Source organism: Burkholderia plantarii (assembly GCF_001411805.1).
Classification (GTDB): domain Bacteria; phylum Pseudomonadota; class Gammaproteobacteria; order Burkholderiales; family Burkholderiaceae; genus Burkholderia; species Burkholderia plantarii.
Genome location: NZ_CP007213.1, coordinates 67104 through 81846 on the forward strand (window position 1 = coordinate 67104; position 14743 = coordinate 81846).

21 protein-coding genes are annotated in these 14743 nt (G+C 70.1%); 15 read left to right on the forward strand and 6 right to left on the reverse strand.

From position 1 onward, the window contains the following. Positions 1-13: 13 nt before the first annotated feature. Positions 14-517: a phage protein NinX family protein gene (locus tag bpln_RS18065; RefSeq protein WP_042626839.1), complete on the reverse strand. Its 504-nt coding sequence runs from the start codon at positions 515-517 to the stop codon at positions 14-16. A 208-nt stretch (positions 518-725) separates the two neighbouring features. Between bpln_RS18065 and bpln_RS18070 the strand changes: the two genes are divergently transcribed. Beyond that, the gene (locus tag bpln_RS18070) at positions 726-965 is read left to right on the forward strand and encodes a DUF6566 family protein (RefSeq protein ID WP_055141120.1); all 240 of its coding nucleotides are present in this window, start codon (positions 726-728) and stop codon (positions 963-965) included. A 109-nt stretch (positions 966-1074) separates the two neighbouring features. Here bpln_RS18070 and bpln_RS18075 read toward each other — a convergent pair whose 3' ends face one another. Further along, complete coding sequence (locus bpln_RS18075) at positions 1075-1593, reverse strand: ferritin-like domain-containing protein (RefSeq protein WP_042626840.1); 519 nt, start codon at positions 1591-1593, stop codon at positions 1075-1077. 273 nt (positions 1594-1866) lie between these two features. Here bpln_RS18075 and bpln_RS18080 point away from each other — a divergent pair, with 273 nt between their 5' ends. Beyond that, positions 1867-2268, forward strand: a complete 402-nt coding sequence (locus bpln_RS18080) for a hypothetical protein (protein WP_055139596.1) — start codon at positions 1867-1869, stop codon at positions 2266-2268. 144 nt (positions 2269-2412) lie between these two features. Here bpln_RS18080 and bpln_RS18085 read toward each other — a convergent pair whose 3' ends face one another. Then, entirely contained in the window at positions 2413-3060 is a 648-nt protein-coding gene (locus bpln_RS18085; protein ID WP_055141121.1) for a UdgX family uracil-DNA binding protein, read from the reverse strand. Between the two features lie 253 nt (positions 3061-3313). Here bpln_RS18085 and bpln_RS18090 point away from each other — a divergent pair, with 253 nt between their 5' ends. From bpln_RS18090 to bpln_RS34145, 4 genes are all read left to right on the forward strand, one after another. After that, positions 3314-3619: a hypothetical protein gene (locus bpln_RS18090; protein WP_042626842.1), complete on the forward strand. Its 306-nt coding sequence runs from the start codon at positions 3314-3316 to the stop codon at positions 3617-3619. Between the two features lie 82 nt (positions 3620-3701). Beyond that, entirely contained in the window at positions 3702-3896 is a 195-nt protein-coding gene (locus bpln_RS35700; RefSeq protein WP_148654076.1) for a hypothetical protein, read from the forward strand. A 498-nt stretch (positions 3897-4394) separates the two neighbouring features. Further along, positions 4395-4583, forward strand: coding sequence for a DUF3008 family protein (locus bpln_RS18095; RefSeq protein WP_042629191.1), 189 nt, complete (start codon positions 4395-4397; stop codon positions 4581-4583). A 46-nt stretch (positions 4584-4629) separates the two neighbouring features. Beyond that, positions 4630-4791: a DUF1328 domain-containing protein gene (locus bpln_RS34145; RefSeq protein ID WP_042629192.1), complete on the forward strand. Its 162-nt coding sequence runs from the start codon at positions 4630-4632 to the stop codon at positions 4789-4791. Positions 4792-4904: 113 nt separating this feature from the next. On the opposite strand, the gene bpln_RS18100 is transcribed toward bpln_RS34145, so the two are convergent. Further along, a complete protein-coding gene (locus bpln_RS18100; RefSeq protein WP_042626843.1) occupies positions 4905-6227 on the reverse strand; it encodes a cation:proton antiporter in 1323 nt (440 codons plus the stop codon). Positions 6228-6590: 363 nt separating this feature from the next. On the opposite strand from bpln_RS18100, the gene bpln_RS18105 reads away from it, so the two are divergent. The 8 genes from bpln_RS18105 to kdgR all read left to right on the forward strand — a co-directional run bounded on the left by bpln_RS18105 (position 6591) and on the right by kdgR (position 12908). Continuing rightward, complete coding sequence (locus bpln_RS18105) at positions 6591-6911, forward strand: DUF2795 domain-containing protein (RefSeq protein WP_042626844.1); 321 nt, start codon at positions 6591-6593, stop codon at positions 6909-6911. A 386-nt stretch (positions 6912-7297) separates the two neighbouring features. Further along, positions 7298-8254 (forward strand): glycosyltransferase, encoded by a 957-nt coding sequence (locus tag bpln_RS18110; protein WP_063891353.1) that lies wholly within the window; start codon positions 7298-7300, stop codon positions 8252-8254. 175 nt (positions 8255-8429) lie between these two features. Beyond that, positions 8430-9131, forward strand: coding sequence for a GNAT family N-acetyltransferase (locus bpln_RS18115; protein WP_055139597.1), 702 nt, complete (start codon positions 8430-8432; stop codon positions 9129-9131). 66 nt (positions 9132-9197) lie between these two features. After that, a complete protein-coding gene (locus bpln_RS18120; RefSeq protein ID WP_042626846.1) occupies positions 9198-9386 on the forward strand; it encodes a hypothetical protein in 189 nt (62 codons plus the stop codon). A gap of 98 nt (positions 9387-9484) precedes the next feature. After that, a complete protein-coding gene (locus tag bpln_RS18125; protein ID WP_055139598.1) occupies positions 9485-10051 on the forward strand; it encodes a TetR/AcrR family transcriptional regulator in 567 nt (188 codons plus the stop codon). 195 nt (positions 10052-10246) lie between these two features. Next, on the forward strand, positions 10247-10672 hold the full coding sequence (locus bpln_RS18130) for an organic hydroperoxide resistance protein (RefSeq protein ID WP_042626848.1): 426 nt from the start codon (positions 10247-10249) through the stop codon (positions 10670-10672). Positions 10673-10732: 60 nt separating this feature from the next. Further along, positions 10733-11776 carry an alpha/beta hydrolase gene (locus tag bpln_RS18135; protein WP_042626849.1) on the forward strand — a complete coding sequence of 348 codons (1044 nt, stop codon included), beginning with the start codon at positions 10733-10735 and terminating at the stop codon, positions 11774-11776. 226 nt (positions 11777-12002) lie between these two features. Continuing rightward, entirely contained in the window at positions 12003-12908 is a 906-nt protein-coding gene (kdgR, locus tag bpln_RS18140; protein WP_055139599.1) for a DNA-binding transcriptional regulator KdgR, read from the forward strand. 61 nt (positions 12909-12969) lie between these two features. Here the strand turns inward: kdgR and bpln_RS18145 are convergent, their stop codons facing one another. Then, positions 12970-13854: a LysR family transcriptional regulator gene (locus bpln_RS18145; protein ID WP_055139600.1), complete on the reverse strand. Its 885-nt coding sequence runs from the start codon at positions 13852-13854 to the stop codon at positions 12970-12972. Positions 13855-13899: 45 nt separating this feature from the next. Between bpln_RS18145 and bpln_RS18150 the strand changes: the two genes are divergently transcribed. Then, positions 13900-14211 (forward strand): hypothetical protein, encoded by a 312-nt coding sequence (locus bpln_RS18150; protein ID WP_148654077.1) that lies wholly within the window; start codon positions 13900-13902, stop codon positions 14209-14211. 41 nt (positions 14212-14252) lie between these two features. Here the strand turns inward: bpln_RS18150 and bpln_RS18155 are convergent, their stop codons facing one another. After that, on the reverse strand, positions 14253-14687 hold the full coding sequence (locus bpln_RS18155) for a MerR family transcriptional regulator (protein WP_055139602.1): 435 nt from the start codon (positions 14685-14687) through the stop codon (positions 14253-14255). Between the last annotated feature and the right edge of the window lie 56 nt (positions 14688-14743).

Below are 14743 nucleotides of genomic sequence, written 5' to 3' on the forward strand. Positions count from 1 at the left end.
ACCGCGGCCGGCCTCACTGGCGCGGCAGCGAGCCGATCGTGTTCGGTTCCGGTTCGGCGTCGCGCGGCCCGTGCGGCGGTATCGGTTCGCCCTGCTCGTGCCGCGTGAGCTTGCCGTGCCGCACGACGTGCGGCTCGCCCGGCATCGCCTCGACCTCGTCGCCGAAACGCGCCCGCACGAACGCGCGCAGCAGCGCGGTGCGCAGGTTCGGCCCGCTGCCGTGCCCCTCGCGGGCCGCGCAGGCGGTGCCGTCGGCATCGAAGGTGGCCACGCAGCTCAGCGTGCCGTGCGCGTCTCGCGCGCTGCGCACGTCGATCAGCCGGTCGAGCACGTCGGTCGCGTCGGCCCATCGCGAGGACGGCGCGAATCGCGCGTCCATGCGCGCCGCCGTGCCGTTCGAGAACGTCACGACGAGCGCGGGCTCGAGCGCGACGAAGGCGATCGGCAGGTCATCGCGGGCCAGCGCTCGCGCGGTCCAGTAGTCGAGTTCGCGGCTGTCGAGATCGTCGGTGCGCATCGGGGGCATCCGGAGTGGGCGTGCAGGAAATGGAGCATCAGGCGTGCCTGCGTCGCGCGCGACGGGAACGGCCGTTGCGCGTCCGATATCGGCACGGCCCGGCATGGCGACGGGTCCGGCGTGCGCGGTTTTTGCACCGTGTTTGAAGGATTCGACCTGCCGAAGGATTCGACTCACCCATTCGCCCATTCACCCAGGAGACGAGATGATGGAACCTGAAAGAACCGTGACGAGCGACAGCTACCGGGGCCATGTGATCGCGGTGACGGCGCACCGCAACGAGCGCGGCGCGTGGGTGCCGAGCGTGACGTTGACGCGTGAGGACGCCCCCGTGGGCCGGCCGCTGCCGGAGCCGGTCGATCCCGAATGGCTGACCGAGGAGGAGGCGGTACGCGCCGGCATCGAGCGCGGCCGCTTCGCGGTGGATCGGGAACAGGCTCAGCAATAGGCGCGAGCCGGCGGCAACCGGGCGGCTCCGCCGGTTGCCCCGGCGCGGCGGCCGGCGCGGGCTTGCGGCCGGCGCGGCGGCCCGGCGCGAGCGGATCAGCGTGAATGAATCAGCGCGAGGCCGCCTCGTTCTCGGGGTTGCGCGTCAGGAACGCGTTGACCACCTGCGGCAGATGCTGTTCCAGCCAGTTTGCCATCGCCACTTCCTGCGGCAGGATCCGCTCGCAGACGGTGAGCGTGTCGGCGTCGCCGGCCGTGCGCGCGGCGGTGATCAGCGTGCGGTAGGTCGCGATCTCGAAGTTCTCGAACGCATAGCTCGCGATCGCGCCCTTGACCACCTCGTCGGCCGCCAGCATGCTGGTGAAGCCTTGCAGCGTGGCAAGGCTGCGCGCGCCCAAATCCTTCAGCGCCGACACGTCGCTGCCGCGCCGCCCGATGCATTCGCGGATCAGCCGCGCCTGCTCGCGCGTTTCGCCCAGATGCTGCTCGATGCGCTGCTTCAGGTCCGGATAGTGTTCGAGGCGCCGGGCCATCGCGGCGAGCATGGTGCCGGCCTGTTCTTCCATCGCATGCGCGTCGCGCAGCCATTCGTCGAGATGTTCGTCGATCGAGCGTTTCGTGTGTGCCATGTGGTGCTCCTTGTCGGGAGAGGGGGCGTGAGCTGCGGTGGGACGCATGGCGCGATGCAAATCTCGCGCCCGCGTGTCGCGCCCTCGATGCGTGCGCGGCCTGGGCGCGGCCGTCGAGCACCGCCCCGGCGGCGGGACCCGCCCGGCAGGGCGCTTTTTGCAATTGCTTGTCAAACCCGCTCATGTCCGGCGCGATCGCACCGCTCGACGCGGCCAGCGCGCGGAACGCGGTTTGCTGCCATGGGAGGAATCGACCGAATTCCGGAGGACGACATGCAGACGATGAACCCGATGCTTCGCAGTCTCACGCGCGCGGCCGCCACGGCCGCCATGATCGTGCTGGCGGGCGGCTGGTCGCTCGCCGTGTCCGCCCAGGCGATCGTGCCGGTGGCACCGGGCAGCGCGCAGCTGCCGACCGGCGCCGCGTCGAAACACGACGCGAGCCCGAACCCGCCGCGCGATCCCGGCGCGCACCTGCAGCCCGACGATCGCACGGCGGGCCGTGCCGGCGCGCATGGCGTCTCGCCCGATGCGCGCGGGCTCTCGCCGCGCGGAACCCGCTCGCACCACGACAGCGGCGCCAATGGCGGCACGATGCATGGCGACGCCGCGGGCGGGACGCGCGGGGCCGCTTCGGGCGGCGGCGCGGGCAGCGGCGACTCACACGGATACTAAGGCCGGGCGCGAAACCGGAAACCGGCGCGGCGGCGGACAATGCGAGCGTGCCGCCGCGGCGGCCGCGCGCCTGGCCCTGCCGGCCGGAACCGGATCGATGCGGACGCAACGATCCGGCTTGCCTCGATCCCTTACCGCCAGCCCTCAGGCAGCCCCCGGCGCCGGCTCGTGATGCGCGAGCCCGTCCCGCACGAGACGCCGCGCCGTGCGTAGTGCATCGACCAGTTCGTCGTAGGCGCGCTCCCGCGAATTCGCGTCGCGCGTGCGCAGCACGAACGACGGATGATCGGTACCCACCACGTAGCGCCCGTCCGGCAGCGCGAGCGTTTCATGCGTGCGCGGCAGCGTCGCCGCCGGGTCGTCGAGCACGGCGCGCAGCGCGGTGGCGCCCAGCGCCACGATCACGCGCGGCCCGACCGCGTCGAGTTCGCGCGCGAGCCAGTGGCGACATGCCTCCACCTCGCGCGGCGCGGGCGGCCGGTGCAGCCGGCGCTTGCCGCGCGGTTCCCATTTGAAGTGCTTGACCGCATTGGTCAGATAGACCTCGGCGCGCGCGATGTCGGCATCGGCCAGCGCGCGGTCGAGGATATGGCCGGCCGAACCGCCGAACGGCCGCCCGCTGAGATCGTCGTGGTCGCCGGGCTGCTCGCCGACCAGCATCAGCGCCGCGCGTCGCGGCCCCTCGCCGTGGACCGCCTGCGTGGCGTGTTCCCACAGCGCGCAGCGCCGGCACGCGCCGAGTTCCCGGGCGGGCGGCGCGTCGGCGCGGCGGCCCCTGGACGGACCGGTCATCGGGATGCCGTCCAGTCCGGGGCGGGCGGAGGCGTCGGGGCGGGTGTTCATGGATCGCCGTGCGTGCAATTTCCATGCCGCGCGAGCGGTGTCGCGAGGGCGGAACGACCGGCACGGCGTTTGCGTGAATCGGCATGACGGTGCGCGCGTGCCCGTGGGGCAGCGTGCGGGAGCCGCGTGATGTCCATGCGTCCCAGGTACTCACCGGCGGCCTCGTCCGTGCCGGACCGGCCGCCGCAACAAGGAGAGCGTGATGACGACCAACGACCCGGGCCGACAGGTCCACTACGAAGTCAACGTATGCGGCGGCACGTTCGAATCGGTGCGCGGCCGCTTCCCTGCCTGGCAGCGCGAGCCGCTGCTGCACAGCCCGCAGCGGACCATGTTCGAGGACAAGGCCGGCGTGCGGCGCCTCGACGACACCGTGTTCGACAGCGCCGAAGCCGCGCAGCGCGCGCTGCGTCGCGCCTGCGCGCCGGGCGACCGCGAGGCGCTGGCGGCGCCGATCGTCGACGGCGAACGTTCGCTGTGGCTCGTGATGGCCGCGTTCGTGGCATGAACGCGCCGGCGGGTGGAATCTTCAAGCCGTGTAGCGAAGGCGCCGCCGGCCCGACGCGCGGCACGCAAAACCAGGAGCCACGATGACAATCGATCCGATCCTGCATCAGCCCGATCCCGGTACCCCCGAGGTGCCCGAGATCCCCGAAACCCAGCCGGAGCCCGCGCCCGGCCCCGGCCATCAGCCCGAGCACGCGCCCGAGCCGTACCGGCAGCCGGGCGAGGACCCGCCGGCCCCGGTGCGCGGCCTGACGTCCCACCGGGGAGCGATGGGGTGAGCCTTCGCCTTCGCGTCGAACCCGGCCCGCCGAGCGGCATCGCCGGGGCCGCGGGTCGCGCGAGACGTCGCTGCGTGTCGAGCCGACGGCGCGCGCCGTGCCGTACCCCGGCCGGCGGGCAGACGGCCGTCCCGCCGGCGTGGTGGCGCGGTCCGACGAGTGCGCCCATGCCGGCCTCGCCGGCCGGGAAGCCGGGCGGCGGCGGCCCGCCGCGACGCGCATCGGCGGCGGCGTGGCCGGAGCGTGTTTCGCGGCACGGCCCGTTCGCCCGCGCCGGCCACGATTACGTGACATGCATCTGTTTCGACCATGCACTTATTACGAGCGCATGGTAGATACGCCAGACCGCGCCTTGCCCGATTCCGCGAAACCCCGCTCCGGCGGGGCTCGGAGGGCCTGGCACGCGGTTTGCATGGAAGTGCGGGCCGGAACATGGGCGCGGCGGTCTCGACAGGCCGTCGCGCCCGCATGAGCCGGCCGCTTGCAAGGAGAACGAACATGCCAGCCAAGTCCCAATCCCAGCAGCGTGCGGCCGGTGCCGCGCTGGCCGCCAAGCGCGGCCAGACCAAGGTGGGCTCGTTGAAACCGGCATCGAAATCGATGTACGACTCGATGAGCGAAAAACAGCTCGAGGACTTCGCCCACACGAAGACTCGAGGCAAGCCGCGGCACAAGCACGACGCTTGATTCGCGGCGCATCCACGATTTGAATGACTTGAACAGGGAGGTAACCATGCTCTACTACGCCGTCGTATTTTTCGTGATCGCAATCGTTGCCGCATTCTTCGGGTTCGGCGGTATTGCCGCCGGTGCCGCATCGATTGCCAAGATCCTGTTCTTCATTTTCCTGATCGTCTTCCTCGTCACGCTCGTCATGGGCGTCATGCGGCGTTGAACCAGGCCGCCACCGCGCGCCGCCTCGGCGGTGCGTGACGGCGGCCATGCCACCGACGGCGCGGCCGGCTGCATGCCGGACCGCGCCGTTTTTCATTGCGGCGCGGCGCACGCTCAGCGCTTTGCGCGCGAGAAGCGGTGGTACCAGTTCATCAGCGGCGTGGCCGACACGCCATGCACGATCACCGACAGCGCCACGATGCCGAGCACCACCGGCACGAGCGGCAGCGCCGCGTCGGGGCGATGCTCGATGGCGAACAGCAGGTAGTAGAACGAACCGATGCCGCGAATCCCGAACCAGCCGATCAGCCGGCGCTGCGTCGCGGTGGTGGGCGAGCGGGCCAGCGACAGCGCCACCGCGAGCGGCCGGATCAACAGCATCAGCGCGGCGGCCAGCGCCAGCATCGGCCAGCCGAACGCGGCCGGCGAGAGCGTGGCGAGCGCGCCGCCCACCAACGTCATCACCACCGCCTCGGCGATCCGCTCCAGCTCGATGGTGAAGCCGAGCACCGACTCGGTCATGTAGGCGTGGGCCTTGGCGGGGTCGCGCTCGGTGGCGCTCACGTCGGTCGAATCGATCGTGCCGATCACTTCGCGCGGCGCGCTCGGCCCGCTCGCGCGGTGTTCGACGCGCCGCATCGCGACGCCGGCCGCGAACACGGCCAGGAAGCCGAAGGTCTGCGCGGACTGCGCCACGCCGAACGCGATCACGATCAGCCCGAGCGCGAAGAAGCCTTCCAGCCCGAGCGCCTGCGCGTAGCGGGTCCGCAGCCAGGCGACGCCGTGGGTGGTGATCCAGCCGAGCCCGGCGCCGATCGCGAGCGCGCCCGCGATGCCCCACGCGAGTTGGCCGAGGAACGCCGCGGAGCCGGGCGCCGCGCCGCCGGTCGAGGCGGTGTCGCCGCACAGCGCGAGCGCCGCCAGTACGAACGGCAGCGCGATGCCGTCGTTCAGCCCGCCCTCGCCCGACAGCGCGAAGCGCACCAGATCGACGTCGCCGGGGCTGCGCACCTGCACGTCGTGGGCGAGCACCGGATCGGTCGGCGAGAGCATCGCGGCCAGCAGCAGCGCAGGCCCCCAGCCGAGGCCGAGCGCGACGGTCGCGACCGCCGCGACCAGCGGCACCGTGACGAGCATCGCCACGAAGCCGAGCCGCACCGGCAGCAGCCAGAGGCGGTCGAGCGACGGCAGCCGCAGGCGCAGCCCGATCGCGAACAGCGAGACCAGCAGCGCGATCTCGGTCACGTGCCGCAGCAGCGTCGCGTCGCGCGCGAGGTCGAGCTGCATCAGGCCGATCCCGGCCGGCCCGAGCAGCGCGCCCACCGCGAGATAGATCATCGCGGTGCTGCACGGCAGCTGGCGCAGCGCCGTGCCGGCGAAGCCGACCGCGATGAACACGCCGCCGACGATCAGGTACCACTCGGTTTCATGTGGCATCGAGGCTCCGGGTAAGCGGCCGGCGGCGCGGCGCGAAGCGCGTGGATTGCCGGCCGGGGGGAAGGGCGTCGCGGTCGGGGCAGTATCGCGCGGTCGCGGCGGCGGCGTCGACGCGATGAAAGGCGGCGAGCGAGGCGGGCGGGCATGAATCCCGCCGTGGCGGCACGGTGATCGACCCCATCTACCCGCTCGGCAAGCGCCATGCCTGTTCAGCGATGCGGAGCGATCGCGTCGTCACGGCATCGGCAGGTGCTGCCGGAGCGCGTCGACGGCGCGGCATGCGGGTTGCGTCGCATCGGATTCGTCCGGCCGCGCCGGCGGGTGACGGCCGTTTTTCCGAACCACGAGATCCGGAGGTGTTCCATGACAGCGAGCCACCGTTCGCATACCGGCCACGAACTAAGCCATTCGCGCGCGCACGAAGGCAGTCGCGCGCAGCAGGACCACGACAAGGGCGGCCATCAAGGCGGTCACGAGAAGGGCGGGCAGGACAAGCTGCCGAGCCCGCTCGACGTCCAGAAGGCGCTGAAGGGCGTCGATTACCCGGCCGCCAGGGCCGAGCTGGTGCGCAGCGCGCGCGACGGCCACGCCAACGGGCGCATCGTCGACGGACTGCAGCGCATCCCCGATCGCGAATACGCGACGCCGGCTTCGGTGTCGAAAGAACTCGGCAAGGTGATGTAAGCGCGGCGCCGGGGGCGATGCCGATCGCCTCCGGCGCGCTGTCTCGCGCCGGCCCGATGCCGGTGCCGAGATCCCGGTCGGCCCCGGCGCGCCATGCGATTCTTGAGTATTTCTTGAGATTCGATTCGCGGTTTTCCCCTGGTTCTCACGCTTCCCGCCCGGTCGGAATTGCCGCCCGGCCGCACTTGCCGGGTCCGCTCGCGCGACCGTTTCCGGTCACTTCGACCGCGCCCCGCATTCGGCTGAAATCCACGCCCGGCGTGGCATTGGGGGCTTCCCTTACCAGCGATTATTTTCGATTTTTTTATATTTTTTTCTTCCGATGATGTCATCCGCTGGAAAGCTTGTTTTCAAAATTCCATCGTTCTCCTTTCGTGCGGATGGACATGATGCGTACCAACAGCAAGGTCTCGATCTGTATACCGACCCATAATCGCGCCCATCTGATCGGCGAGTGCATCGACTCGTGTCTGGCCCAGCGCCACCCCGACATCGAGATCGTGATCGGCGACGATTCCGCGGGCGATGCCACCGAACGCCTGATCCGCGAGCGTTACGGCGGCGATCCACGCATTCGCTATGCGCGCAACCGGCCCTCGCTGGGCCAGGCGCCGAACGTGACGAGCCTGTTCGCGCGTGCGAGCGGCGACAAGATCCTGTTGATCCACGACGACGATTTCCTGCTGCGCGACGGCCTCGCGCGGCTGCTCGCGCAATGGGAGCGTCACCCCGACCTCGACGCGGCGTTCGGCAACCAGTACGTCGTCGATCAGCGCAGCCGCATCGACCGCGCCGCCACGCGCCGGCTCAACCTGATGTTCCATCGCCGGCCCGCGGCGGCCGGCCTGCAGTCGCAGCCGGGCCGCGTCGGGCTCGTGCAGATGTTCCCGAACAACGGCTGGCTCGCGCGGGCCGATCTCGTCAAGCGCATCGGCTACGACGACAGCTACGGCTCGTGTTGCGACTACGTGTTCAACACGCGGCTCTGCCTCGCCGCGCGGCGCATCAGCTACGTGGACGACTACGTGTCGTGCTACCGCGAAACCGACGTGTCGATCTCGCGCGCCACGCGCCACTCGATGCGCTCGGCCTCGCTGATGGCATGGCACTTCGTCAACGAGCTGGCGCTGCCGCCCGAACTCGAACCGGCGCGGCGGCTCGCGCTGCGGCGGCTGGTGCCGATCGTGGTGTCGCTCTACGCGCGCAACCACGAGCCGCGTACGAGTCTCGCGATCGCGCTCGGCAATCTCTATGCGTATCGGTTCGGGCTCAGCCCGCGGCTCTACTACCACCTGCTGATGATGTGGAAGGGGCGGCGCGGCGCCGGCGCGGCGGCGCGTTGAGACGGCGGGGCGTCGAGCCCGGTTTCGCGTGATCGCGGCGGGTGGCGGCGAAGCCGTCGACGGCTCCGCTGGTGGCGCCGCGGTTCGCGGTGGCGAATAAGCGCCCACGCGCGAACCGTTCTGGCTAAGATGGCGGGCACCTCCGCGCGCCCTTGCCTCTCCGATGCCGACAACCATGACACTCCATTCCCCCGACGCCGGCCTGGATCCGCTCGACAACCCGATCTGGCGTGCGCTGAACACCTGCCAGGCCGGCATCGCGCTCGGCGGCGAGCTGGCGCGACGCTTCCAGCCCGCGATCTCGCCGTTCGGTGCGCTGGCCGCCGACACGCCCGAAGCATGGCGCGCGTTCGCGGCGCTGATGGCGCCGGGCGAGACCGTGAAGGCGTTCGCCGCCACGCCGTGGCGGCCGTCCGACGACTTCGAAATCAAGGGGCAAGGCACGTTGAACCAGATGGTCCAGCGCGTGCCGCGCGAGGACGATACCGGCGGCGGCATCGAGCGCCTCGACGCCGCGCACGCGCGCGAGATCGCCGAGCTGGTGGCGCTGACGCAGCCGGGACCCTTCGCGGCGCGCACGCCCGAGATGGGCCGTTACTACGGCATCCGGCACGACGGCGAACTGGTGGCGATGGCGGGCGAGCGGCTGCACCTGCCGGGCTTCACCGAGATCAGTGCGGTGTGCGTCCACCCCGATCATCGCGGCCGGCGCCTTGCCGGGCGGCTCGTCGGATTCGCCGCGAAGCAGATCGTGGCGCGCGGCGAGGTGCCGTTCCTGCATGTATTCGAGACGAACACGGCGGCGGTTGCGCTTTACGAGAAACTTGGATTTGACGTGCGGCGGCCGTTGTACGCGGTGACGCTGGCGCGGCGTTGAGGAAGGGGGAGCGCACGTAGCGCGCGTGCTACCGTCGAGGGCCGCCATGATTCGAGGGAGCGAGGGATGAGATTCGATGAGTTGATCCAGTCGAACCTGGTGAGGACAACGATCCTGTTTGCGGTCCTCTTTCCGCTGATCAGTTACGCGATGACCGGTGAGGGAATGTCGTTCGGGCGCTGGATCGTAACGGTTGCCATTTTCGGATCGTTGATGGCGGCGGTGGAATATGTGGAAAGACGATTCCTGCGCTAGCCGGATGCCGGATCGGGCAGATCGACCGCGCCTGCCCTCCCGAAGATTTCTCAAAAAAGCCCTTGACTCTCTATCTTCCAGTAGATAAAGTACAACCCATGGAAACGAAACCAAACGTCCGCGAACAACTGCTCGAACATGCGATCGAGCTGATGATGCTGCGAGGCTACAACGGTTTCAGTTACCGCGACCTGTCGGCACGGGTCGGCGTCAAGACCTCGAGCATCCATTACTACTTTCCGTCCAAGGACGATCTGGTGCTGGAAGCGGTCGAGGCCTACAGCGCGAACGTGCTGGCCGGCATCGACAGCATCGACCCGGCATTGCCGGCGGACCAGAAGCTGAGCCGCTACACGCAGCTGTTCGGCACGGTGCTCGGCGACGGCCACCGGATCTGCCTGTGCGGGATGCTGGCAGCGGACATCGAATCCTTGCCGGATTCGGTCCGGCAGGCGGTGCAGGCGTTCTTCGGCGTCAACGAACGCTGGCTCGCCGCGCTGCTCGCGCAGGGCGCCGAGGACGGCACGCTGGCCTTCAGCGGCGCACCCGAGGACGCGGCCCGCACGCTCTACGCGGCCTACCAGGGCGCGGTGCTGGCGAGCCGGCTGTTCCAGTCGACGGGGCGCCTCGACGAAGTCGAGCGGGCCTGGAAGAAAACGCCGTGACGGCGGAGGTGGAAGACCACGGAAAGGCGGATCACCGCAAAGGCGTACCCCGCCTTTTTATTGGAATTCGTTATCTATCTATTGATAGATAAATAGTTGGAAGGCAGACGGTCATGCGTCTGCATTTTTTGAGTCAAGTTATCTATCTAGTAGTCGATAGCTAAAAGTCGTTCAATCATTCAACAGGAGTCAGTCATGTCGATCGAAAAAGTGCTGTACCGCGCCCAAGCCCATGCAACCGGTGGCCGTGACGGCCGTGCGGTGGTGCCTGAAGGCAACCTGGATTTCAAGCTGACCACGCCGCGCGAACTCGGCGGCGCGGGCGGCGCCGGCGCGAACCCGGAACAGCTGTTCGCGGCCGGCTACAGCGCCTGTTTCCTTGGAGCGATGAAGTTCGTCGCGCACCGCGACAAGATCGCGATCCCGGCGGACGTGGCGATCGACGGCAGCGTCGGCATCGGCGCGATCCCGAACGGCTTCGGCATCGAGGTCGAGCTGCGCATCGCCCTGCCGGGCATGGACCGCGAAGCGGCACAGGCGCTGGTCGACAAGGCGCACATCGTCTGCCCGTACTCGAACGCGACGCGCGGCAACATCGACGTCACGCTCACGCTCGTCTGATCGCCCGGCCGCCATCCATTACGTCTTTCGTCATCGCCATCCATTGCTGAGGAATCCATCATGAAGATCGTCAAGCCCCTGCTGATCGCCGCCGCCGTGTCCGCGATCGCCGCCGCCAGTTCCGCGTTCGCCGCCGGTGCGGCCACCTCCACCGCGCCGGCCACGCCCGACGCCACCACCACGCGCTTTCTCGCCGCGCTGAACGGCGCGAAGGGGCCAGGCCTCGAAACGCTGGCGCCGGCCAAGGCCCGCCAGGTGCTGGTGGACGCGCAGAACGGCGTGAAGGTGGACCTGTCGGGCATCGACGTGTCGACGCGCACCATCGAGCAGGACGGCCTGAGCGTGCCGGTAACGATCGTGCGTCCGCAGGGCGCGAAGGGCACGCTGCCGGTGTTCATGTTCTTCCACGGCGGCGGCTGGATCCTCGGCGATTTCCCGACCCACGAGCGGCTGGTGCGCGACCTCGTCGTGCAGTCGGGCGCGGTGGCGGTGTTCGTGAACTACACGCCGTCGCCGGAAGCGCAGTACCCGGTGGCGATCAACCAGGCCTACGCGGCGACCCGATGGGTGGCCGCGCACGGCGACGAGATCGGCGTGGACGGCAGCCGCCTCGCGGTGGTCGGCAACAGCGTGGGCGGCAACATGGCGGCGGTCGTCGCGCTGATGGCCAAGGACAAGGGCGGCCCGGCGATCCGTTTCCAGGGCCTGCTCTGGCCGGTGACGGACCACAACTTCAACGACGGCTCGTATCAGGCCTACCAGAAGGACCACTTCCTGACGCGGCCGATGATGAAGTGGTTCTGGGACGCGTACACGACGAAGGAAGCGCAGCGCAACGAGATCTACGCGTCGCCGCTGCGCGCCTCGACGGCCGAGCTGAAGGGCCTGCCGCCGGCGCTGATCCAGGTCGCGCAGTTCGACGTGCTGCGTGACGAGGGCGAGGCCTACGGCCGCAAGCTCGACGCGGCCGGCGTGGAAGCCACCACCACGCGCTACGACGGCACGATCCACGACTTCGGCCTGCTCAACGCGCTGGCCGAGGACGCGCCGACCAAGGCCGCGATGAAGGCGATGGCGAGCGAGCTGAAGTCGCGCCTGAACTGAGCGGCGGGTTGCGGCTTCGAACGGCGCGGCGGATCGCGGTTCGGCCGTGCCTCCGTCCGGACCCGCGCCGGCGCCGAAAGCCGGACCACGACGGACCGGTCGCGTATCGCGCGCGACCGGTCCGTTCGCGTTCGGGGCGGCGCGTGGCGCGGCCGCATCGCGCATTGGCGGCCGTGCGGGCCGACACGTTATCCTTGGCGGTTTCGGATACCACGGACACGCGGACATGAAATCAACGCCCAGGTCACGCGTCGGCGGCGCGCCGAACCCGGCAGCCCCGGCCCCCGTCGATCCGGCGGCGGGTCCGGCGGCCGAGGCGGGCGGCGACCGCACCGAATCGGTCGCGGCCGTCGGCAAGGTCTTCACGATCCTTGCCGCGATGGGCGCGAGCGGCGCGCGGCAGGCCGGTACCGCGATCGGCGTGGCCGAGCTGTCCCGGCAATCGGGCATGTCGCGCCCGGGCGTGCAGCGCCTGCTGCAGACGCTCGTCGCGCTCGGCTACGTCGCGCGCGAGCCCGACACCGAGCACTACCGGCTCACGATGCAACTGTTCGAGCTGGGCGCGAAGGCGCTGGAGAGCGTCGATCTGGTGCGCGAGGCCGATCTCGAGATGCGGCGCATCGCGGCCGCCACGCGCGAGGCGATCCATCTCGGCGCGCTCGACGACGACGCGATCATCTACATCCACAAGATCGACGCCGACTACGGGCTGCGCATGCAGTCGCGCATCGGGCGCCGCAATCCGCTGCACAGTACGGCGATCGGCAAGGTGCTGCTGGCCTGGATGCCCGACGACGAAGTGCGGGAGATCCTCGCGCGCGTGGAGTTCCGCCCGTCCACGGCGCGCACGCTGGGCTCGGCGCAGGCGCTGCTGGCGATCCTGCCGAGCGTGCGCGAGCAGGGCTACGGCGAGGACGACGAGGAACAGGAGGAGGGCCTGCGCTGCCTCGCCGCGCCGATCTTCAACCGCTTCGGCAACGTGGTCGCGGCGCTGTCGATCTCGTTTCCGACCATGCGCTGCGGCGCGAACACGAAGACGCACTACGTCGCGCTGCTGCGCGAGGCGGGGCAGGCCATCTCGGCGCGCATCGGCTATCGCGGCGCGTGGCCCGGCCCGGGCGCCGGGCGCTAGGACGCCGGCGCCATTCGCCCGAGACCGCGACGGCTCGGGCGGCGCATGGCCCGGCCAGGCCTCACGCCTTTTCCGCGCCGCGGATCGCCGTGCGCATGAACGACACGAAATGCTCCGTCACCGCATGGTGCCGCGCGGTCGGCCAGGCGAGCCCGACGCGCCATTTCGCGGTGCGGTCGCGCAGTTCCAGCACGGTGGCATCGCGCAGCAGATGGCGCGCGCGCGACGGGATGAAGGCCACGCCGGCGCCCGCCGCCACCGAGGCGAGCACCGACTGCACGTCCTCGGCCTGCTGGCTCACGTTCGGCACGAAACCATGCGCGAGGCACCAGCGATCGACCTGCGCGGCCAGCCCGGCGCCGCGCGAGCGCTGCAGCGCGATGAAGCCGATCTCGTTGAGCACCTCGAGCCGTGCCGGCAGGCGCGCATGTCCGAGCTGCGGCGGCAGCGCCAGCGCGAGCGTTTCGTCGACCATCTTGAACGACGCCAGGCCGTCGGCCGCCGGCATCCGCATGAAGCCGGCTTCGAGCTTGCCCGAAGCGAGGCGGCGCGTCTGCTCGCCCGACGACAGGTCGCTCAGCGTGACCGACACCGACGGATTGCGGCGCCGGAACTCGGCGATCAGCGGCGGCACCAGCGTCAGCACCGACAGGCAGATGCCGATGCGCAGGTGCCCGCGCCGGCCGCCGCTCGACTCGCGCGCGCGGGCCAGGATCTCGTCGGCGTCATGCACGAGCGCCTGCGCGTCGACCACGAAGGTCTCGCCGAACGGCGTGAGTTCGGCGCCGTGCCGGCCGCGCTCGAACAGGCGCCCGCCAAGGCTTGCCTCGAGCGCGCCGATCTGCTTGCTGAGCGCGGGCTGGCTCATGTGCAGCGCGTCGGCCGCGCGGCCGAAATGGCGCAGCTCGGTGACGGTCAGGAAGGTCCGCAGCAGTTTCAGTTCCATTCCGTGGTGTTATCGGATCGATCAAAACATTCATTTTACGGATCGATGCCGGACGCGTTCAATACACACTCGTCCAGCCCGAAAGGAATCGCGATGCCCGACCGACACTTGAATTGCCACGCGCCCGACCCCGTGCCGCTGGTGGCCGATCCCGCCCGCGCGCTGCCGGGCGATGGCGTGCCGGTGAGCAGTGCGGAAGCCGGTGGAGAGGCCGGCGATTCCGCGTCGCCGGTCGGCAAGCGCTCGCGCGGCCGGTTCGCGGCGGCGGCGCCGGTCGCGCCGCGCGCGGCGGCGGGGTCGATCGCGATCAGCTTCGCCGTGGTCGCGTTCCGCAACTGGCCGCGGCGCGGTATCTGAAGGAAGCGCGGCGGTGCCCGTGCAAGGCACGGCCGCCATGATCAGGAGGACGCAATATCGTCGCGCGGCAGCGGCGCGACGAGCAGGCCGTCGAGCACGCGCCGGGCGTTCTCGGCGCAGGCCATGTCGTCGGGTTTTTCCTCGACCTGCCGGATCACCGCGAGCAGCCGTGCCTTGCCGAGCGCGAGCTGCTGCTCCATGCGCTCGATGTCGGCCACTTTGCGCCGCAGCCTCGGCAGCAGCTCGTCGTGGCGCCAGTCCGACAGATCCTCGGGCAGCATGTCGCGAATCTCGTCGAGCGAGAAGCCGGCTTGCTGCGCATGCACGATCACGGCCAGCGCGAGTTCGGCGTCGGACGCATATTCACGGTAGCCGTTGGCCAGCCGCGTCGCCGTGCGCAGCAGGCCCCGGGCTTCGTAGAAGCGGATGCGCGACGGCGCGAGCCCGGTGCGCCGGGCCAGTTCTCCGATTTTCATGCGCGGCTCCTCCCGCTTGACATTGAAGCGAACTTTAATCTTATCGTCGGTGGCAT